Origin of the sequence: Streptomyces sp. NPDC005962, from assembly GCF_040629205.1 — a bacterium.
Taxonomy (GTDB): Bacteria; Actinomycetota; Actinomycetes; order Streptomycetales; family Streptomycetaceae; genus Streptomyces.
Window position 1 is genome coordinate 26,581 of the sequence record NZ_JBEXVE010000041.1, and the last position, 20,813, is coordinate 47,393.

General features: G+C 74.4%; 11 protein-coding genes. 3 read left to right on the forward strand and 8 right to left on the reverse strand.

All coding sequences use genetic code 11. The annotated features are described in order from the left end of the window. Nucleotides 1-29: 29 nt before the first annotated feature. Together ABZ370_RS40015 and ABZ370_RS40020 are read left to right on the forward strand one after the other, a co-directional pair. Nucleotides 30-1,829 (forward strand): glycosyltransferase family 2 protein, encoded by a 1,800-nt coding sequence (locus ABZ370_RS40015; protein WP_358632139.1) that lies wholly within the window; start codon nt 30-32, stop codon nt 1,827-1,829. Nucleotides 1,830-1,858: 29 nt separating this feature from the next. Next, entirely contained in the window at nt 1,859-2,077 is a 219-nt protein-coding gene (locus tag ABZ370_RS40020) for a hypothetical protein (protein ID WP_358632142.1), read from the forward strand. A 7-nt stretch (nt 2,078-2,084) separates the two neighbouring features. Here the strand turns inward: ABZ370_RS40020 and ABZ370_RS40025 are convergent, their stop codons facing one another. Then, the gene (locus ABZ370_RS40025) at nt 2,085-4,130 is read right to left on the reverse strand and encodes a glycosyltransferase (protein WP_358632145.1); all 2,046 of its coding nucleotides are present in this window, start codon (nt 4,128-4,130) and stop codon (nt 2,085-2,087) included. A gap of 273 nt (nt 4,131-4,403) precedes the next feature. Beyond that, nucleotides 4,404-6,548: a hypothetical protein gene (locus tag ABZ370_RS40030; RefSeq protein WP_358632148.1), complete on the reverse strand. Its 2,145-nt coding sequence runs from the start codon at nt 6,546-6,548 to the stop codon at nt 4,404-4,406. 161 nt (nt 6,549-6,709) lie between these two features. Between ABZ370_RS40030 and ABZ370_RS40035 the strand changes: the two genes are divergently transcribed. After that, nucleotides 6,710-7,804, forward strand: coding sequence for a serine hydrolase domain-containing protein (locus ABZ370_RS40035; RefSeq protein ID WP_358632150.1), 1,095 nt, complete (start codon nt 6,710-6,712; stop codon nt 7,802-7,804). On the opposite strand, the gene ABZ370_RS40040 is transcribed toward ABZ370_RS40035, so the two are convergent. The 6 genes from ABZ370_RS40040 to ABZ370_RS40065 form a co-directional block, all read right to left on the reverse strand. After that, nucleotides 7,788-8,804, reverse strand: a complete 1,017-nt coding sequence (locus ABZ370_RS40040; RefSeq protein WP_358632153.1) for an FkbM family methyltransferase — start codon at nt 8,802-8,804, stop codon at nt 7,788-7,790. The two genes, ABZ370_RS40035 and ABZ370_RS40040, sit on opposite strands and share 17 nt — an antisense overlap. Continuing rightward, nucleotides 8,777-10,759: a stealth family protein gene (locus ABZ370_RS40045; RefSeq protein ID WP_358632156.1), complete on the reverse strand. Its 1,983-nt coding sequence runs from the start codon at nt 10,757-10,759 to the stop codon at nt 8,777-8,779. Before ABZ370_RS40045 ends, ABZ370_RS40040 begins: the two co-directional genes overlap by 28 nt. Before the next feature lie 958 nt (nt 10,760-11,717). After that, nucleotides 11,718-12,599, reverse strand: a complete 882-nt coding sequence (locus ABZ370_RS40050) for a carbohydrate ABC transporter permease (protein ID WP_358632158.1) — start codon at nt 12,597-12,599, stop codon at nt 11,718-11,720. Further along, the gene (locus ABZ370_RS40055) at nt 12,596-13,969 is read right to left on the reverse strand and encodes a sugar ABC transporter permease (protein WP_358632161.1); all 1,374 of its coding nucleotides are present in this window, start codon (nt 13,967-13,969) and stop codon (nt 12,596-12,598) included. Before ABZ370_RS40055 ends, ABZ370_RS40050 begins: the two co-directional genes overlap by 4 nt. Nucleotides 13,970-13,991: 22 nt before the next feature. Next, nucleotides 13,992-15,359, reverse strand: a complete 1,368-nt coding sequence (locus ABZ370_RS40060) for an extracellular solute-binding protein (protein WP_358632164.1) — start codon at nt 15,357-15,359, stop codon at nt 13,992-13,994. 297 nt (nt 15,360-15,656) lie between these two features. Further along, a complete protein-coding gene (locus ABZ370_RS40065; protein ID WP_358632167.1) occupies nt 15,657-20,627 on the reverse strand; it encodes an FtsK/SpoIIIE domain-containing protein in 4,971 nt (1,656 codons plus the stop codon). Nucleotides 20,628-20,813 lie beyond the last annotated feature (186 nt).

Here is a 20,813-nt window from a genome sequence, read left to right on the forward strand (position 1 = left end):
GGTCCGTGAGCCGGAGTCCGGAGGCCGTCATGTCCGCAGCGTCCCCTGCCCGCCCCCGCGTCAGCGTGATCATTCCCGCCTACAACGCCATGCCGGAGCTGACCCGGGCCGTCACCTCCGCGATGGACCAGACCCTCGGCCCGGAGCACATCGAGATCATCGCGGTGGACGACGGTTCGACCGACGGCACCGGCGACGAGCTGGAGCGGCTCGCCCGCACCTGCCCCGCGCTGCGCGTCGTCCACCAGGAGAACTCCGGCTGCGCGGGCAGCCCCCGCAACACCGGACTGGACCGCGCGCGGGGCGACTTCGTGTTCTTCCTCGACTCCGACGACTACCTCGGGCCGGACGCGCTGCGCCGCATGGTCGCCATGGCCGACGAGAACGGCACGGACATCGTGCTCGGCAAGATCGCCTCGGTGGGCGGACGCGCCGTGCCCCGGGCCGTCTTCTCGCACAACCAGCCGCGCACCGACATCTTCTCCTCCCACGCCTATCTGACCCTGGGCCCCTGGAAGCTCTTCCGGCGGTCGCTCATCGAGCGGCTGCGGCTGCGCTTCCCGCCCTACCGCAACTGTGAGGACAAGCCGTTCACCGCGGCCGCCTACCTCAACGCCTCCGGCATCTCCGTCGTCGCCGACTACGACTGCTACTACGTCCGCTACCGCGAGAACCGCAGCAATCTCACCCTCACCGCGTCCGATCTCGCCCACCGCATGGACGGCATCCGGCTGTGCTTCGAGACCGTGGCCCGCTACCTCGAACCGGGCGCCCGCCGCGACCAGATCATGCGCCGTCACGTCGAATGGGAACTGTGCGGTCCGCTGCGGGCGCTGCTGCCCCGCGAGAGCGAACGGGACGCGCGCGAGCGCTTCTTCCCCGAGTTCCGGCACTGGGCGCGGACCTGGGTGACCGACACCATCGTCCAGCGGATCGACGCCCCGGACCGGCTGCTGATCCATCTGTTGCGCGCCGACCGCTTCGACGACGTCCTGGCCGTCGCGCGCGACGCCAAGCGGGACGCGGAGTGCGGACGCCTCGTCGACAAGGGGCGCGTCTACTGGACGCATCCGTTCTTCCGCGACCACACCGCCGACGTCCCCGACGCCTGCTTCGACATCACCGACCGGCTGCCGGTCCACCACCGCCTCGATACGGCGCGGTGGCACGGCGGAGTGCTGCGGCTGACGGGCCACGCCGCCATCGAGGGCATCGAGGCCATCGAAGGCATCGAGGGCATTGACGCGCTCGAACCGGGTACCGAACTCGTCCTGCGCAAGTACGAGTCCGACCGCCCCGAGATCCGGGTGCCCACCACCTCCGCCGGGACATCCGGTGGTCTTGTCGCCGACATCGACCCGGCCACCGCCGACGACGGCGCACCGCTGGAACGCGGCCTGTGGAACCTCTACCTGGACGTCCGGGCCCAGGACGTCAGCCGTGTCGTACGGCTCCGCGGCAGCCGCGAGGACGGTGAGATCGTCCGGCCGCCGCAGCGCGCTGTGACGACACCGCGCGGCGAACCGGTGGTGGTCGTCCCGTACGTCACCCCCTACGGCAATCTCTCGCTCGACGTCGGCGGGGTCGCCCACGCCCGCGACGACGACATCCCCTGCCAGGTGACCCGGACCGCCTGGCACGGCACCAGGAAGGCCGTCCTGATCGTCGGCGGGCGGCTGACCGGCGATGTCACCCGGAACGGGGACGGCCTGCGGCTGCGCGCCGAGAGCGGGACGGGCGCGGTGCGCGAGGTCGCGGCGCGGTTCGAACCGGTTGCGGCGCTTCCGGTTCCGGTGACTTCACCGCCCTGCTGCCCGTCGAACGGCTGACGGCGGGTCGCTGGACGCTGACGCTGACCATGGAGGACCGCAGCGTCGACGTGCCCCGCCCGGCGCGGCTGGCCGGGACCCGCTGGTTCCGCTTCGGCCGTCCGTACTACGCCAAACCGCTCACCCGGCGGTCTGCCCTGGACCCGGCCCGGGAGGCCCTTGCCCTGGAGGTGGCGCCGGTCAGGATCGCCGCGGGTGTGCGGCGGCGGGCCCGGGCCCGTACTCGTCGTCTCCGTACTGGCGGATGACCGCGGGTCAGCCGCGGCGGCCGAGGCGGTTGCGGGCGGCGGCGAAGAGGCGTACGGGGGCGATGCGCAGCTCCAGGGTCGCCTCGCCGTGCCCGGTGAGCGGTTTGGCGTAGTACGGACGGCCGTGGCGCAGCCAGCGGGTGCCGGGCAGCCGCTCGGGCGGCGGTACCGGTACGGGGGCGGCGCGCGGCGGGCCGTCGCCCCGGTCGATCAGGGCGAGCGTCACCGTCCAGCGGCCGCGGCCCAGGTCGCGCACCGGCAGCCGGGCGGTGAACGCCCCCGCCGGGTGGCCCGCCGCGTACCGCACGGGGTGGTCCAGGACGCGGCCGTCGGTGTGTTCGGCACGCAGCCGCAGCACCCGGTTGCGGGGCGGCGTGCCCGGCGGCAGCAGCCGCCCGGCGACGACCAGCGTGCCCTTGTCGGACGGATGCCACAGCGCCTCCGTCACCTCGCAGGGCGCGCCGCGCGGGGCCGGGCCGATGTCGAGGGAGAGATTGCCGTAGGGGGTGGTGAAGTACGGCGTGACGCGGGCGCGCAGGCCGGGGCCCGCGGTTACCACCCGGCGCGCGGTGCCGATGTCGAGCCCCTCGTCGTGGCGGTTGCCGAAACGTATCGTGCGGCTGACGCCCTCGGCGCGTACGTCGAGGAAGACGTCCCAGACGCCGGGGCGCAGCGGGGCGCCGCAGTCGGCGGTGGTGATGTCGATGTCCGCCGCGAACTCGCCGTTCACCGACGCGCCGCTGTCCCTCGTCTTTCCGTCCGTCGCCTCGTCGCCCACCACTGTGACCGGCACGCACAGTTCGTCCTTGGCCTCGCGGCGGCGCAGTACCAGTTCGGTGCGGTCCTCGGGGCCGGCGTTCAGGCCCTTGACCTCGGCCCGGCCGCGGACCCGCAGGGTGGAGCCGTCGTGCCAGGCCGCACCGGTGAGGTGGTGGCGGACCGGCAGCCGGTCGGTGACGTCGAAGCAGACGTCGGGGACGTCGGCCGCCGGGTCGCGGAAGAAGGGGTGCAGCCAGAACACGCGCCCCTTCTCGACCAGATGGCCGCGGCCCGCGTCTTCCTTCGCGGTGCGGATGACGGTCAGCAGATCGTCGAAGCGGCCGGTGCGCAGCAGGTGGACCATCAGCCGTTCGGGCGCGGTGAGGGTGCGGAAGAGCGTGTCCGAGCAGTGGTCGGTCGCCCAGCGGCGCAGCTCGGGGAAGAACCGCGTCCGCGCCTCGGTCTCGTCCTCGCGGGGCAGGGCGCGCAGCGCGCCGCACAGCTCCCGGCGGATGTGGCGCCGCATCACATGGTCGCGGCGCGGGCCGGGCTGGGTGTAGCGGGCGGCGGTCTGGAACAGCAGCCGGATGGTGTCGATGCGGTCGGTGAGGCCGGTGCGGGCGGGGTTCGGCCCGGTCTCGGGGCGGGTGGTGAGGTGGTAGCAGTCGTAGTCGGCGACGACGGAGATGCCGGAGGCGTTGAGGTAGGCGGCCGCGGTGAAGGGCTGGTCCTCGCCGGTACGGCAGTCCTCCGGGAACCGCAGGTGGAACCGTTCGATGAGGGAGCGGCGGAACAGTTTCCAGGGGCCGAGGGTGGAGTAGGCCTGCGAGTCGAGGGCGTCGGTGCGCAGCTGGTTGTGGCGGAAGACGGCCCGGGGGACGCCGCGCCCGGTGGGGGAGGCCATCCGTCCGAGGACGACGTCGGTGCCGTTCTGGTCGGCCATCGCGACCATGCGGCGCAGCGCGTCGGGGCCCAGGTGGCCGTCGGCGTCGAGGAAGAAGACGTACTCGCCGCGGGCGAGGTCGAGTCCGGTGTTGCGGGGCCTGCCCGGTCCGCCGCCGGGTTCCTGGTGGACGACCTTGAGGGCGGGGCAGTCGGCGGCCAGCCGGTCCAGCTCCGCGGCGGTGCCGTCGGTCGATCCGGTGTCGACCGCGATGATCTCCAGCCGGGCGATGCCTATCGTCTGCCGCATGGCGGAGGCGAGGGCGCGGGTCAGTGCGGGCATGGCGTTGCGGGCGGGGACGATCACGCTGACGCGGGGGCGCGGGCCGGGGCGTGGGGTGCGCGGCAACATGCGGACTCCGGTGGGTGAGGTGGGGCTCAGGCGGCGTTGCCGGGGGGTGCGGACGGGCGGGGGCGTGCGGGGGTGCCGCGGTCGCGGTCATCGCGGCGGTTGACGTGCTGCGTTCCCATGATCGCTCCTGATTCCGGGTGCTCCGGATGCTCCGGGCGGCTGCTTATGGCGGCTGCTCATGGTCTTGGCCGGGGATGAGGGACGGGTGTACTGACAGTGGATGACGGTCGGCGTCCGGGTCGCCCCGTTCGACGTACGGCACGCCGGACCCGTTCACTTCGCGGGCGGCGGCGCGGAAGGAGCGCATGTGCAGGGTGCGGCCGTCGGTTGCTCATCGAGTGCTCCCTCGCGGATCGTCTGGCGTTCGCGCAGCCGGATGAGTGCCTCGCCCTTCGCGGCGAGCGCGTCGACGGCCTCGTTGAAGCGCTGGATGGACGGCGGGACGGTGGGGCCGAGCAGATACGCCTTCAGCTCGTGGCGGGCGGCGCGCAACGGGTCCCGGGCGGGGTCGAAGAGCACCCGGAGGAGGCCGTCGACCTCGTCGTCCGCCCCGGCGTCGCCCCCTCCGTCGGCCTCGTCGTCCGTCCCGGTGGCCTCCGGGCCGAGCAGGTAGGCGGCGCGGGCCACCGTGTGCTGCCGCCGGAACTCCAGCGCGCCGAGCCCCGCCGTATCGGTGAGGGCGTACGGCTTGAGGGTGGCGATGAAGTCCGGGACCACGCCGGAGAGGTCACCGATCAGCAGATCGGCCTGGTCGAAGCAGGAGTGGAGATCCGGTGTCGTCGTGTCGACCACCTGGTGCAGCCACGGCGGCGAGGCCGCCCAGTGCGCCCGGTGCCACTGCTCGGCCAGCTCCCTGGCCTCGTACGGCAGCGCCGGATCGGGGGCGGCGCTGTCGCGGGTGAGCATCGCCTCGTCGGCGTCGGCCCGGCGCAGCCGTGCGGTGTGTGCGGCGATACGTCGCGTCAGCTCGGCGCGGCAGCGGGCGGCCTCGGCGCGCAGCGCCGTGACCTCCTCGGGCTCGTCCGCCCCCTCCTTCCCGGCCCGCTGCTCGTTCGCCGTGCCGATCAGGGCGACGACGCGCTGGTGCGCGGCGGACGCTCGACCGTTGGTGAGCGGGTGCGGCCGGTAGAGGACCCGGACCGGCGGCTCGCTCTCCAGCAGCCGCTGTACGAGCGTCTCGCCTGCGGCCGTCAGCGCGGCGGGGCCCGGCGCGTACAGCACGGTGGGGAGGGGGCGGTCCGGGGCGCGGCCGTCGTCCTCCTGGACTCGGATGCCGTCCAGTTGGGGCCGTCCCACCTCCACGATGTTCGCGTCCTCGACCCCGACCGCCGCCTCCGCGTACGCCTGCCGCCCGGCCCGGCCCGCGACCCACACCTGGTCGTAGACCTTGCTGTACGGACTGACCCCGGCGGCCGTGTCGCCGTTCCCGTCCCCGCCCGCGTCCCCGTCGCCGTCCCCGTGGCCGAGGAACACGTGCTGCATGGTGGGGACGCGCAGCAGGTGGATGTTCTCGCCGACATCCGCCGGATAGAGCGCGACCCGCACGCTGCCGAGGTCCAGCCTCCGCAGATGCGTCGCGTCCGGCACGCACAGCACCGGCAGCGCGGTCGGCGCCAGCGCCTCCAGCAGATGCCGTTCCCGCAGGATCACCAGCGACGGGGCGCGTAGCGCCGCCACCGTCTCCAGCCACATGTCGACCTGGTACGCGGCCTCCCGCGGCCCGGAGAAGTACAGCACCGTCTCCGGCCGGTGCCGGACGAGCCAGGCGTCCACCTCGGCCAGCACCCGCGCCGGGCCCGGCAGCCGGAGCGACCGCACCAGGTACGGCAGCAGTGCCAGCACCGTCACCACACATCCCCCGGCCGCCGCCGTCAGCCCCGCCACCACCCAGCGGGCGTCCCCGGTGACCAGCGTCGCCGCCAGCCCGCCCAGCGCCGACACCTCGTACGCCAGCATCCGCAGCCCCGGCCATTCCGTCAGCCGCCGCGGCGGCCGGTCGCGGATGCCCAGCCCGCGCAGATCGATATGGCGCGCCGCGACCGCGAGCTGTCGCCGACGGCGGATCAGCGTGCATATCGCGGCATGCAGCGCCTGGCCGCCCAGCAGACACAGCACCAGCGCCATCGCCGAGGCCAGCCCGACCGGACCGGTGACATGCATCCGTCCGAGCAGCAGAAGCAGCAGCACACACCGCAGCTCACAGCGCAGCGTCTCCCCGATGTGCAGCCGCCCCAGACGCCCTATCAGCCCCGGCTCACTGCGCTGCAGCAGCAGATCACCCCCGACCGCCACCGCCGACGCGCCGACGAACACCCCACCGGCCCCGGTGACGGCGGCCCCCGCCATCACCCCCATCCCCCCGGCCACCACGGCGAACGCCGCGAGACCGCGGAAACTCCGGACACCGAGGCGATTCATGGCGCGAGCCCTTCGCGGCGGATACGTCGTACTCACCGCACCCTAGGCGACTCGCCGTATATGCGCCTTTTGTCGCTATCCGAATGGCTCGAATGGCGATCAGGCCCTGGCAGGCTGTGACGGAAGGTGCCGTCGACTCGGTGGTGTCGGGGAGGTTGGGCATGGACGAGGCTCTTGTGGACCTGGACGACGCGGGCGGTTTGGGGGACCCCTGGGAAGGGGTGGACGCCGGGGGCGTGGGGCGGGCTGTTCGGGAGCAGGCGGCGCGGGCCGTGGCCGGGGTGGGTGACATGGCGTCGTACCTCGCCGACCAGGTGGCCGACGCCTCCCACCGGGAGGTCATCGGGCCGCTGCTGGACGGCGGGGGCGCGAGTGGGGTCGTCGTCCGGCGGGGTGCGGTGATCGCGTCCTGGGGAGAGCCGGCGCGCGTGGAGATGGCGTACAGCGCGACGAAGAGCGTGCTGGCGCTGGTGGCGGGCATCGCCCATGACGACGGGCTGTTGGTCCTGGACGAGCCGGTTTCCGCGCGGGTCGGGCTGCCGCAGTTCGACGGGGTCCACGGGCGGGCGGTTACCTGGCGGCATCTGCTGGACCAGACGAGCCAGTGGGAGGGCGAGCTGTGGGGGAAGCCGACGTCGGCCGACGCGCAGAGCACGCGGGAGGGCACCGAGTCGGCGGGCGGGCCGCCGGGTGAGGGGTGGGCGTACAACGACGTCCGGGTGAACCTGACCGCCCTGGCGCTCACCGTGCTGCTCCGCCGTGCGCTGCCGGATGTGCTGCGGGAGCGGGTCATGGGCCCGGTCGGCGCGTCGTCGTCCTGGTCCTGGCACGGCTACGCGAACGCGTATCTGGACCTCGACGGCGCCCGGGTGCCGGTGGTCTCCGGCGGCGCCCACTGGGGCGGAGGGCTGTGGATCAGCGCGCTCGACCTGGCCCGCATCGGGCAGCTGTGCCTGCGTGGCGGCCGATGGGGACGCGCCCGGGTCGTCTCCGCCCGGTGGATCGAGCAGATGTGGACGCCGTGCCGGGTCAAGCCGGACTACGGGCTGTCCTGGTGGCTCAACGACCACCGCACGGTATGGCCCACCGCTCCGGCCACCGGGCGCTGCGCCCGTGGCAACGGCGGCGGCCATCTGCTGTGGGCCGACCCCGCCCGGGATCTGGTCATCAGCTCCCGCTGGGGCGCGGGCGTCGAGGCTCTGATCGCTGCGGTGTCGAGGGCCGTCGCGCCGGGGCCGGTCAGCGCGGGGTGGTGACGGGTGGGGTGGCCGGGGGGAAGGCGCGGCGGGCGAGGGTGGCGGCGGTGGTCAGGCGGGTCAGGGTGGGGCGGAGGGCGCGGGAGCGGTAGGGGGCGTTCCAGGCGTAGGGGAAGGACGCCTTGTCGGGGGTGATGAGGTTCGTCGTCTCGTCGCAGGCCAGGATCGCGATCAGCCAGCGGCGTACGGCGCGGTGGAAGGCGGGGGTCAGCGGGCGCGGGGCCAGCAGCCAATCGCGGGACTGGGGGCTGACGGCCTGCTGGTAGGTGGTCTCGTCGTAGCGCTGCCAGGGGGACTCCGGGGTGATCGGGTGGAGGCCGTAGTCCATGGCGGTGAGCGGGGTCAGGGCGGTGCGGAGGGTGTCGTGGTCGGCGCTGGGGAGGAGTTCGCAGATGATCCAGGGGCGGTGACGGCGGATGGTGGCGAGGGCGCCAGTGAGGACGTCCGCTTCGTAGGTCTCGACGTCCACCTTGATGAGGTGGGGGGTGAGGCCGCGGTCCTCGGTGAACGCGTCCACCGTCGTGACCGGGACCGTCACCGATTCGGTGTGCTTGCGGTGGGCCGGGTTGAGGGAGTTCGAGGACTCCGACTTGTGGGAGAAGTACAGCTCCGCGGTGCCGGGTTCGGAGGAGAGCGCGGTCTGCTGCACCTCATAGTCGAGGCGGTTGCAGTGGCGGATGCGGCGGCAGAGGGCGGCGGTCTGCGGGGTGGGCTCGAAGGCGATGGTGTGCGGCCCGCCATGCCCGTAGACCGCGTCGACCAGGGCCGAGTACAGCCCGATGTGCGCCCCGATGTCGTACACCGCGCTGCCCGCCGGGGCCTGCCCGGCGAGCGCCAGCAGGGTGGCCTGGGTGGTGGGTTCGTAGCCCGCCAGGCCGGAGCGGCGCAACTGCCGCTGCACCGCGGTCTGTTTGCGGCTGAGCACATTGAGCGCGCGGGGGTACGGGCCGCGGGTGGCCAGGACGTCCGGGTTCAGCGGGAGGGTGATGGCGAGGGGCATGGCTGCCGCGTCTCCTGTCGGGTAACGGCCCGCTCCAGGGGGCTGGGGACGGGGAAGTAGGCGTCGAGGAAGGGGCGGAGCAGGGCCAGCTGACCGGCCAGGTCGTGTTCGGAGGAGACCGTGTCGTTCAGGCAGAACGCCTGGCAGCTGCGCGACCGCAGCAGTCTCGCCAGCCGGTTGTCGATGGTGGGCCGGGCGAGGTCGAAGTAGTCGTAGCGCAGCTGGGCCGGGACCGCGCGGCCGGTGAGGAACGCGTAGTAGTGGTGGAGCGAGGACGGCAGGGAGATGTCCGAGGTGGAACGCACCCGGCTGGCCATGGTGGCGCGGATCGGGTCCGGGAACTCCCGCTCGATCTCGGCGAGGACGCTGGTGCGCACGGCGTGCGGGGTGTGCTTCATCTTCTGCGTGACGGTCGCCCCGAACCGGCCCTCCAGCAGCCTCCGGTTGTTCTTGCCCGCCGCCGATACGGGGACGTCCAGGGGGTCGGCGGGGGCGAGCGGGATGAGCGCGCGGGAGGGGAAGAACTTGGTGACGCCGTTGGCGAGGAAGAAGTCCTGCGGGGTGACGGGCGAGCCGAGGAAGACGTCGTCGTTGAAGTAGAGGAAGTGCTCGGCCAGGCCCTTGATGTGGTGCAGCCGGGTCTCGATGGCGTGCGAGTTGAAGGTGGGCAGCACGCTCGGGTCGTCGAAGATGTCCTGGTGGTCGACGACGGTGATGCCGGGGTGGTCGACCGCGAGCCAGGCGGGGACCTGGCGGTCCGTCACGATGTAGATGTGGCGCACCCAGGGGGCGTACAGGTGGAGCGAGCGCAGCGAGTAGCGCAGCTCGTCGCGGTTGGCGTAGCGGGCGGCGTTGGCGGCCTGCTCGTGGTAGCCCGCGCCGTCCCCGGTGGTGGTCACGGCGGCGCGCCGCCGCTGCCACTGCGGGTCGGAGCCGTCGACCCAGGTGTAGACGACGTCGATGGGGAAGCGGACGTCGTCCGGCAGCCGGGTGGTGAACTCGGGCCGGGTCCGGACGAGGGGGCCCGGAGCCCAGCCCTCGGCCGGGGCGAGCCGGGTGAACATCTGGTCCGGCGCGCGGACGGCGTCGCCTGCGAGCGGTACGGAGGCGGTGGTGCGGTTGGGGCGGGGGGCGTGGAGGTGGGGCGCGCGGGCGGGGTGCGTTGCGCCGGGTTGCGTTACGCCTGATTCCGCCACGCTTGGTCCGTCCGCCTGTCCGTCCGCCGGTCCGTCCGCCGGTCCGTCCGCCGGTCCGTCCGCCGGTCCGTCCGCCGGGCCGTGTTCCCAGAACTCGATGTCGCAGCCGTGCGACGAGCCCAGGACGAGGTCCCCGCGGGGGGTGGTGTGGAAGCGGGTGAAGCGGACGACGGGCGCGGCGGCCAGCGGCCGCCAGGCGCGGGCCGCCGCGCCGAGGCGCAGCGCTCCCGCCCCGCCCTTCCGGCGCGCGGGCGGCGAGACGTAACCCGCCTCCCGGGCGCACAGCGCGCCGAGTGCGGCGACCACCGCGGCCCGTTGATCCGCCCGTACGCCCACGGCGGAGGCGACGTTGCTGTAGCAGCGGATGACGAAGTGGTCGAGCCGCGCCCGGTCCAGCGCCTCGCACACCAGCCGCAGGTTCTCGGCGCGCGCGAACAGGGGGGTCGGGGTGGGGACGACGGTCGCGATCCGGGTGCCACGGTCGTCGGCGATCACGATGCGGTCCGGTGCGGACAGCAGCCCCGTACGCACCAGCCGTCCCAGCCGCCGCCGAGCCCAGCGCAGCCGTAGCGCCCCGGAGGCGGTGGACATCCGGCCCAGCCCGTGCATGGCCGCGCGGCGCAACTCGACGCCGGTCAGGGCGATGACCGCGCGGCGGACGCGCAGCGGGACCGTACGCCGGTAGCCGCGCACCAGGGGCGGATCGGCGAGCCACGACGGGGGGCGGGGGGCGGCGGGCGGCGGTGCGGTGAGGGGCATCGTGCGTCCTGGGGCGGGCGGCGCGGGACGGGTGGTTCCTCACACCATCATCTGAACGCCGCCGTGATGAGGCGCCGCCATGGCGGACACCCCCAAACTGCCCCCATTCGGCCCAGCCCCCCTGCGGCGTGCCGGGCTTTCCCCCACCCCGCCCCTTCCCGAACCCGGGGCCAGCCCCGGACCCCGTCGTGGGGTGGGCCGCGGCCCGGGGCTGGGCTGGGGTGCGGACCCCGGCGTGGGCTTGCGGGCCCGGTGCGGGGCTTGGGGCCCCGACCCGTTTGGCGTGGCGGCCCCGGGGCCCGGTGGCGCCGGGAGGGCCGGGTTGCTGCGGGGCGGGCTGGGTTTTTCCCCACCCCGCCCCTTCCCGAACCCGGGGCCCGCCCCGGACCCCGCTGCGGGGTGGCCTGCGGCCCTGGGTTGGGCTGGGGGGGGCAGACCCGGGCGTGGGCCAGCGGGCCCGGTGCGGGGCTTGGGCCCCGAGCCGCTAGGCGCGGCGGGGGCTGCGGCCCCCGGGTCCCGGTGGTGCCGGGTGGGTCGGCCTGCTGCGTGATTGCGGAGGGGCTGATAGTCCCCGCCCCTTCCCACATTCGGGGCCAGCCCCGGACCCCGTTGCGGGGTGGGCTGTGGCCCGCCGCGCTTGCTCGGGGTTCGGTGTGGGGGTTGTGGGCCCGTACCCGGTGCTCCAGCTGCCAGCTCTCGGCTCGGGCAAGCCCGGCGCCAAGCCGTTGCGGGCCCGCGCCCGCCCCGGGGCTCCGGGGGCCGGGGTCCGGGGCGAGCCCCGGTTTCGGGAAGGGGCGGGGTGGGGGAATTCCCCTCCGGCATCCCGCGCGGGGCACGCCGTGGGGACGGCTGCGGCCCGGCCTCCGGGAGAGGCCGGGCCGGGTGCGGCGGGAGCGCCTGGGGCGCGGAAGCGGAGCGCGTAGGCCAGGGAAGGCCGGGCCGGGGTGCGGTGGGAGTGTTACTTCACCGCGCCCGCCATGACGCCCGCTACGAACTGGCGCTGGAAGGCGAAGAAGACGGCCAGGGGGATGACCATCGAGACGAACGCCCCGGGGCCCAGGATGTCGATGTTGTTGCCGAACTGCCGGACCTGCTGCTGCAGCGCCACCGTGATCGGCGGATTGCCGCTGTCCGCGAAGATCAGGGCGACCAGCATGTCGTTCCAGACCCACAGGAACTGGAAGATCCCGAGCGAGGCGATCGCCGGGGCGCCCAGCGGCATGACGACGCGGAAGAACAGCCGCAGCTCACCCGCGCCGTCCAGGCGGGCCGCCTCCAGCAGTTCCCTGGGGATCTCGGCGAAGAAGTTCCGCAGCAGGAATATCGCGAAGGGCAGGCCGAAGGCGGTGTGGAAGAGCACGACGCCGGTCGTGGTCTGGAAGATGCCGATCTCGCCGAAGAGCTTGGCGACCGGGATCAGGGCGACCTGGATCGGGACGACCAGCAGGCTGACGACGATCAGGAACCACCAGTCGCGGCCGGGGAAGTCCATCCAGGCGAAGGCGTACCCGGCCAGCGCGCCGAAGATGACGACCAGGAGGGTCGCCGGGATGGTGATGGCGAGGGTGGTCCACAGCGAGTCGGTGATCTGCTGGTTGCCGAGCAGCTTGTCGTACGCGTCGAAGGTCAGCTGCGAGGGGTCGCTGAAGACCTTCCACCACCCGGAGATGTTCACCTGCGACGGGTCGCGCAGGGAGGAGAGGAGGAGCCCCGCCGTCGGCATCAGCCAGAAGAGGCCGATGAGGACGAGGACGACCTGCACCACCCCGCCCCCGGCGCGTTCGGCGATCCGCCCGATCAGGGACCGCTTTGTCTTTACGACCGTGTCCGCGCTGGTCATCGGCGGCTCTCCCTTCGGATCCGGCGGAGGTTGAAGAACATGACGGGCAGCACCAGCAACAGCAGCAGGACAGCGATCGCGCTGCCGAGCCCCTGGTTGACGTCGGTCCCGAAGGACGACTGGAAGAGCTGGAGCGCGAGGACGTTGGCGTCGTCCTGCGAGGGGCCCGGCGCGATGATGTAGACGAGGTCGAAGATCTTCATCACGTTGATCATCAGCGTGACGACGACGACCGAGAGCACCGGCGCCAGCAGCGGCACGGTGACGCGCCGGAAGACCTGCCACTCGTTGGCGCCGTCCATCCGCGCGGCCTCCATCAGCTCACGCGGTACGCCCGCCAGCCCGGCCGCGATGAGCACCATGGCGAAGCCCGCCCAGATCCAGACGTACGAACCGATGATGGCGGGGGTGACGAGGGACGGGCCGAGCCAGTCGATGCCGTTGTACGGCGCGGAGAAGTTCCAGGTGGGCAGCCGCAGCTGGGCGCCCTCGGCCTTGGCGGGGAGGGCGTACGTACCGTCCGCCGCCGAGGTCGTCTTCGCGACGACCTTGCCGTCCTTGACCGCCTCGATCTTGAGGTCGGCCATCGCCTTCTCGCCCTTGTCGATGGCGCCCTGCTTCCCGAGCCCGCCCTTGGTGAAGTCGAACCAGACGGTGCCGGTGACCTTCCCGGCCTCGGGTCGCGCGGCCTTGGCGTCCTGCGCGCCGCTGATGTCGTCGCGCTGGGCGGCGACCAGCGGGATCGCGGCGGGGGACCCGGCGCGGACGGCGTCCTGGGTGGTGAAGGAGCCGTTCGAGGACTCCGTCAGCCCGGCGGCCGGGCGCGGATGGGCGCCGGGGAAGGGCGGCGAGGCGCTGAACGAGTCATGCACGCCCACCCACATGGCGTTGGCCACGCCCTTGTCCGGGTCCTGGTCGTACACCAGCCGGAAGATGATGCCCGCGGCCAGCATGGAGATCGCCATCGGCATGAAGACGATCAGCTTGAACGCGGTGGCCCAGCGCACCCGCTCGGTGAGCACGGCGAAGATCAGGCCGAGCGCGGTGGAGATGGTCGGCGCCAGGATCAGCCAGATGATGTTGTTCTTGATCGCGGTCTTGGTCGCGTCGTCGGAGAACATCTCCGTGTAGTTGTCCAGCCCGACGAAGCCGTTGCCGCTCGCGTCGAAGAAGCTGCGGTAGACGGAGTAGCCGATCGGATAGACGACGAGCGCGCCGAGCAGCGCCAGCGCGGGCAGCAGGAATACCGCCGCCAGCCAGGGCCGGGTGCCCAGGAGGCTCTTCCTCTTCTTCACGATGGGCGGTGTGGCCGGTGGGCCGGACGGTGCCCGGCCAGGTGTGGCCGCGCCGCCCGCTGTCGCGGTCGACATGATGGATCTCCCGGTCGAGTCGTCAGTTCTTGTACGCCTTGGCGGCATCGGCTTCCAACTGGCGCTGGATTCCTTCCACGTTCCTCGGGTTCTTGAGGAAGTCCTGGAGCGCTTTCCATTCGCCCTGGGCGGGCTTTCCGCCGAAGGAGGCCGGGGCCTGGTCGGACATGTCGAACCGGAAGTCATTGCCCGCCGCGATGAGCGCCTTGGCGATGTCGCGCATCGGGGCGTTGGGATAGGCGCTGAGTTTCACGTTTTTGTTCGCCGAGATGAATCCGCCGGACTGGGCCCAGATGGTCGCGGCGTCGGGCGAGGCCAGGAAGGTGAGCAGCGCCTGCGCGGCCTTGCTGTTCTTCAGCGCCACGCCCACGTCGCCGCCGGTCACCACCGGTGGCTTGGCGCCGACCGCCGGGAACGGGAACACCTTCGCGTCCTTGTCGAGTTCGGCGCCCGCGTCGGCGACGTTGGCGGCGACGAAGTCGGCCTCGAAGACCATGCCCGCGTCGGGCTGGGCGGCATTGCCGAACGCCTTGGTGACCGAATCCGGGAACGCGGTCTGCAGCGCGCCGCTCCGGCCGCCCGCGACCAGGCCCTTGGCGCCCCACAGCTGGGCGAGCGTTTCGAGCGCCTTCTTGACGGACGGATCGGTCCACTTGATTTTGTGCTGGGCGAGCTGGTCGTACTTCTCCGGGCCCGCCTGGGAGAGGTAGACGTTCTCGAACCAGTCGGTCAGCGTCCAGCCGTCCTGGCCGCCGACCGCGACCGCGTCGGTGCCGGAATCCGAGATCAACTGGGCTTGGTCGAGGAATTGCCGCCAGGTCTTGGGAACCTTCGCACCCGCATAGTCGAAGGCCGAGGTGTTGTACCAGAGAAGGGACTTGTTACTGGTCTTGAAATACACTCCGTACTGTTTGCCGTCGTACGAGCCGAGATCCTGCCAGCCCTTGGCGAAGTTCTTGTCCACCTCCGCCGTGGCGGTGGCGTCGAGCGGTTTCGCCCAGCCCTTCTGCGCGAATTCGCGCATGACCCCGACCTGGCCGACCATCGCCACGTCCGGCGGGGAGCCGCCCGCGACCTTCGAGCCGACGAAGCCCGCCATGTCGTCGCCGCTGGGGACGAAGGAGACCTTGGCACCGGTGCGCTTCTCGAACTCCTTCAGCACCTTGGTGAAGTTCTCCTGCTCGGTGCCCGTCCAGACGGCGGTGACCTGGAGCTTCTGGCCCTTGAGGCTGGGCAGCTTCACGGTGACCGGCGGCGGGCCGCCGCTGACCGTGTCCCCGTCGTCGCCGCCGCAGCCCGCGGCGGTGAGCATGAGCGCTCCCGCCGATGCCGTGGCCAGCGCGGCTCGTACCGTTCGCTTCTTCCGCTTCCCGCGAAGCGATTTCTGCATCCCCGTTTCCCTCCGATGCCGACCGCCTCGCGCGCGGTCGTGTGCCGTGCGACAGTCCTACGCCCGGTCACCCAACGTGGCAATACTGTTTTCCGCGTTCACTTACGGTCGTGACCGTGCCGTGATGAACGCTTCCGCCGAGAACGGCGGGAACGGGACAGGTGGGTCAGGCGGTTCGCACGGGGGATCGAATCGCAAAGGTGAGGGGGAGGGGCGGGGCTGTGATTCGTTAAAGCATCAATTAATCGGACGGCTCGGCTGCCCGCGGTGCGGCCCGTGATGCGGCCCGCGTGACCGTCAGATCAGCGCGGGCGCGGTCGGCGCGTCCGCCGACTGAGCGGCGCGCTGGAGCGCGCTGGCGAGCAGCGCCAGGTCGGTCGGCCCATTGCCCAGTTCGCGCAGTGGGCGGCGGGCCGGGGGATCGCCCATCCGCTCCCACTCCAGCGGGACGACCGTCGGCCGCTGCGTCGCGGTACGCGGTATCCGACCGGTGACCCGGCCCGCCTGGAACGGGGTCGCGGCGGCGTCGTCCGGGCGTAGCAGGCGGCCACGGCCGGGGGCGTGCTCACCGCCGGACTCACCGGACGCGTCGGACGCGTAAGCCTCCGCCTCCGGCCGCTCGGACGAGGCGGGCCCCAGCGGACGGGGCTCCAGGACGACCCGCAGCCCGGCTCGCTCGACCGCCGCCGTATCCGCCGTACGGTCCGGGCGGCCGGACGCCGCCACCAGGTGGACGCCGAGATGGGCGCCGTCGCGGGCGATCGCCTCCAGCGCGCGCACCACCGAACCGGCCGCCGGGCGGCCCGGGCTGCCGAGGGCCGGGGCCACCAGCGCGTCGAAGTCGTCGACGAGGACGACGAGGCGGGGGAAGGGGCGCGGGGCGGGCTCGTGCTGGCCCTGTTGGCCGTGCTGCCCCTGTTGGCCCTGCTGGTCGGGCTGGTTGTTGCGGCCGCGCTGGGGGCGCAGCTTCAGCGTCGTGCTGGGCGGTGGGTCGATGTCCCCGGGGGAACGGGGCGCGACCACCCGCGGGGGAGCGCCGCCGGACGCGCTCGCGCCCGTACCCTCCCTCGGCCGGGTGTGCCAGGAGACGAAGTCCAGCCGCCCCAGCAACTCGGCCCGGCGCTTCAGCTCCGAGCTGAGCGCCTGCGCGAACTCCCGCATCCGCACCGGGTCGGAGGCCGCCAGATACGTCGACACATGCGGCAGGTCGGTGCACACCCGCAGCCCCTCGCCGCGCTCCGCCCCGCCGCCCGCCCCCGCGCCGTCGAGGAGTACCAGCTCCAGCCGGTCGGGCCGTTCGGCGGCCGCGAGGGAGGCGGCCAGCGACCGCAGCAGCTCCGTCTTGCCGGTGCCCGCGCCGCCGTCGATCAGCAGATGCGGGCCGTCGGCGGCCAGGTCGACGGTGACCGGCCCGCGCGGACCGGCGCCCAGCACCGCGAGCGCCCGGCCGCCCGCCGGAACCTCGTCCGCGGCGGCCGCCCAACGCGCCATCAGCGACGCCGGAGTGGCCCGGGCAAGCCCCAACTCGTCCAGGAGCCGCGCCGAGTCGGGCAGCGGGGCCGACACCTGCCGCCCCGGGCCGCCCTCGTCGCCGTGGCCGGAAGCGGCCGGGCGCAGGGGCGCGAGCGCCCGCGCGAACCGCTCGGCCCACGCCCCCGACACCGCGTCCACGGTGGCCGCCGTGGTGGCCCCGGCCACCCACATGGGGACGCCCGCGCCGCCGGTGGCCGCGTCCCGCCGCACGATCTGCAGCCCGGTGGCCACATCACCGCTCAGCACCGCCGCCACCTCGCACGACGCGAACGCCGCCGAGGCCGCGCACGCCGTCTCGTAGCTCACCGACAGCGGTGACGCGGGCGACGCGGCCGGGGCCTCGGCCAGACACAGGAGGTGAATCCCGGCCCCCGGACCGCCGACCGCCAGCCGCCCGAGCGTCTCGCGCAGCGCGGGCGGGCCCGGATCGCCGTCCACGATCACCACCGTGTACGGCCCGGCCGGGCCCGTGGCGTCGTCCAGCCGCCGCGTCAGCTCCGCCGTACGGGCCGTCACCTGCTCCGCGTCGTACGCCAGCAGCAACCGGCAGTCCTGCCCGCGCAGCGGCTGGAGCTGCGGCAGCCAGCCCAGCCAGGACCACTCGGCGGGCCGGTCCTCGGTGCTGAGCAGCACGATCTCCAGCGTGCCCGGCGAGTGCAGCGCCGCGAGCTGCGCCACGACGGACCGGGCGAGCCCGGCCAGCCGCCCGCGCGGCCCGGCCAGCCCCAGCGAACCGGCCTGCCGCAGATCGACGGTCACGGGCGCGGCGGGCAGCAGCCCCCCGGCGCCCGAGAGCCGGTCGGCGGAGCCGAGCCGCACGGTGAGCGCGTCCGGATGGCCCGGCCCGCGCTCCCACAGCCGTGGCCCCGGCCCCAGCGCCGTCATCAGCACGGCGGCGGGGTCCGGCCACCGCCGGTGCAGCGTGGCGGCCTCCTCGGCCGCCTGCGCCGCCCGGTCCTCGGCGCCCACGGTCTCGTCCGCGCCCCGCTCGTCCGCGCCCCGGCCCCCGGTCAACTGCCGCACCCAGGCCCCTATCCCGCGCCGCCGGACCTGCGCCCCGGGAGCGTCGTACGCGTACGCCTCCGCCCCCGCCCTCGCCTCGCCGAGCCCTTGCGGCACGGTGGTCCCCCGCAACGGAGTCCCCCGCCCGGGGCTCCCCGGTGCGGCGGTGCGCCGGTCGGCCGCGCCGGGCTGCTCGGGAATGGTGGGCGGATTGCCGTACGCTGCGCCGCCGCCTGCCGGGGCGGCCCCGCCGGGGTGGCCAGGGCCGCCGGGCCAGGGTTCCTGCGCGCCGTGCGTGGGGCCCGCCGCCCGCCCGCCGGGGTCCCGGCCGCTGCCGTTCGGTCCGCCGTACGACGCGCCACCGGCGGCGCCCGGCTGCCCGGGACGCCCCCGGCCGTCGGCCGGGTCACGGTGCGACGCGCCGCCTTCGGCCCAGGGGTCCCGCGCGCCGCGCTCGGACCCTGCGGCTGCGCCGGGCTGCCTGCCGGTGCCTGCTGTTCGGCCGTCGCCGGACCATGGCGCCTGCCCGCCGTGCGTGAGGTCTGCGGACCGCCCCCCGAGGCCCCGGCTGCTGCCGGTCGGCCCGTCGTCGTACGGCACGTTGCCGCCCGCGCCCGGCTGCCCGGGACGCCCCCGGCCGTCGGTTGCGCCGTACGACGCGCCGCCGCTTGCCGGGCCTTCGACCTGGGGGTCCCGTTCCCTGCGGCGGGGGCCTGCGGCTGTGCCCGGCCGTCCGGTGGCTCCGCTGTCTGCGGACCGTCCGCCGGGGCCTCGGCTGCTGCCATTCGGGTCGCCGTAGGGCGTGCTGCCGCCAGCGCCCGGCTCCCCGGGACGCCCCCGGCCGTCGGCCGGGTCACGGTACGACGCGCCGCCTTCGGCCCAGAGGTCCCGCGCGCCGCGCTCGGGGCCTGCGGCCGCGCCGGGCTGCCTGCCGGTGCCGGTTCGGGCGTCGTCCGGCCAGCGGTCCTGTGCACCGTGCGTGGGGTCTGTGGACCGTCCGCCGGGGCTCCGGCTGCTCCCGGTCGGGGTGCCGTACGGCGCGTTGGCGCCCGCGCCCGGCTGCCCGGGGTGCCCTTGGCCGTCGGCCGGGTCGCGGTGCGACGCGTTGCCGCTTGCCGGGCCTTCGGCCCTGGGGTCCCGCGCGCCGCGATTGGGGCCTGTGGCTGTGCCGGGCTGCCCGGTGGCTCCGTGGTGCCTGCTGGTCGGGTCGCCGTAGGGCCCATTGCCGCCCGCGCCCGGCTGTCCGGGGCGTCCCCGGTCGTCGGCCGGTCGTCGCTCGGTTGCGCCGCGGCGCCCGGTATCTGTCGATCCGCCGTGCGACGCGCCGCCGCCCGCTGGGCCTTCGGCCCAGGCGTCCCGTCCGCCGGGGTCTCGGCCGCTCCCGGTCGCGTTGCCGCCCGCCGGGCCTTCGGCCCGGACGTCCCGCGTGCCGCGCCCGGGGCCACCGGCCGCGCCGTCGCGCGCCGGGGCTCCCGGCTGACCGCCGGGCTGTCCGCCCGGGCGTCGGTCGGTTGCGCCGTACGGTGTGCCGCTGTCCGTAGCCGGGGCTCCGGCCCACGGTTCTTGGCCCCCGTGCTCGGGGCCTGCGGACCGTCCAGCCGGACCCCGGCCGCTTCCGGTCGAGGTGCCGTAGCGCGCGCTGCTGCCCGCCGGGCCCGGGGCTCCCGGTTGTCCGGCGGCGGGGCGGTCTGCGGGGGTTCTGCCCCCGTCCGTTCGGCCGTCGCTCGGCCATGGCGCCTGCGCGTCGTGGGTGGGGGCTGCCGTGCGTCCGTCGGGAGCCCCGTCGCCGTACGGGCCGGTGCCGACCGCCGGGGCTGCGGCTGCGTTCGTCCGGCCGTCGCCCGGGTGGGTGCCGGTGCCGTGGGTGGTGGGGGCTTCGGGGTGGGGCGTGGTGGCCCCCTGGCCCACCGGGGTCCAGCCGCGGCCCGGGTGGCGGGGGGCCGGGGCGCCGGTCCAGGGGCCCTTGGCGTGGGCCACGCCGTCCGTGCGCGGGGTGACCCGCAGGTGGCCCTCGCCGTCCGGCTGCGCGGGGAGGCGGGCGGGGGAGGACGGGGCCGCACCGGGGGCGCGCAGCCGCAGCGCGGATTCGCCGATCCGGAGCAGCGCGCCCGGCGCGAGCGGTACGGGGTCGCGCCCGACCGGGGCGCCGTCGGCCGCGGTGCCGTTCGTCGAGCCGAGGTCGGCGATGGTCACCCGGCCGTCCTCGGTGACCGTCACGGCGCAGTGCAGCCGGGAGACGTCGGGGTCGTCCAGGGGGACGTCGGCGTCGGCGGAGCGGCCGATGCGGACCTGGCCGCCGTGCAGCAGGTGGACGCCGCCCGCGTCGGGCCCCGCGATCACGTCCAGGTGGACCGTGGCGTCGGACACCGCCGCCTCGGGCAGGCCGGGGTAGCCCGGGTAGCCGGGGTAGTGGTCGGGGTCGGCCGGGGCGTGGAGGGAGAGCACCGCGCCGTCCACCAGTGGTGGGTCGCCGAGCGCGCAGCGCTGGGGGTCGAGCCGCTCCGCGCCCGCGTACACCACGACCGCGCCGGTGCCGCCCCCCGCGTCGTGCCCGGCCGCGGCGACGGCGGCGGCGAGGCCGCTCGTCACGGAGGCGAGGGCGGTGCCGACGGGAGCGGTCACGAGCACATCCACCGCGCCCGCGAGGGCGTGCGGCGGCGGCGCGGGCGCAGGATGGCCGGAACGGCCCGGATGGGCGCTGCGCGACCCGAGGACGGTCAGCCGAATCTGCATCGCCGTCAACGGTCCCTTCTGTCCGGGGGGCCGGACGGGGGTGCCAACCCCACCGTCTCGCCCCCAGGCGCTTCGGCACGTACAGGTCCGCACGGGGTCGTACGGATCACGGAGCGTGAGTCTCCCGCCGCTCGGCGCTTCCGTGCTGCGTGCATCCTCGCACCTGCCACTGACACTTCGCCTGCC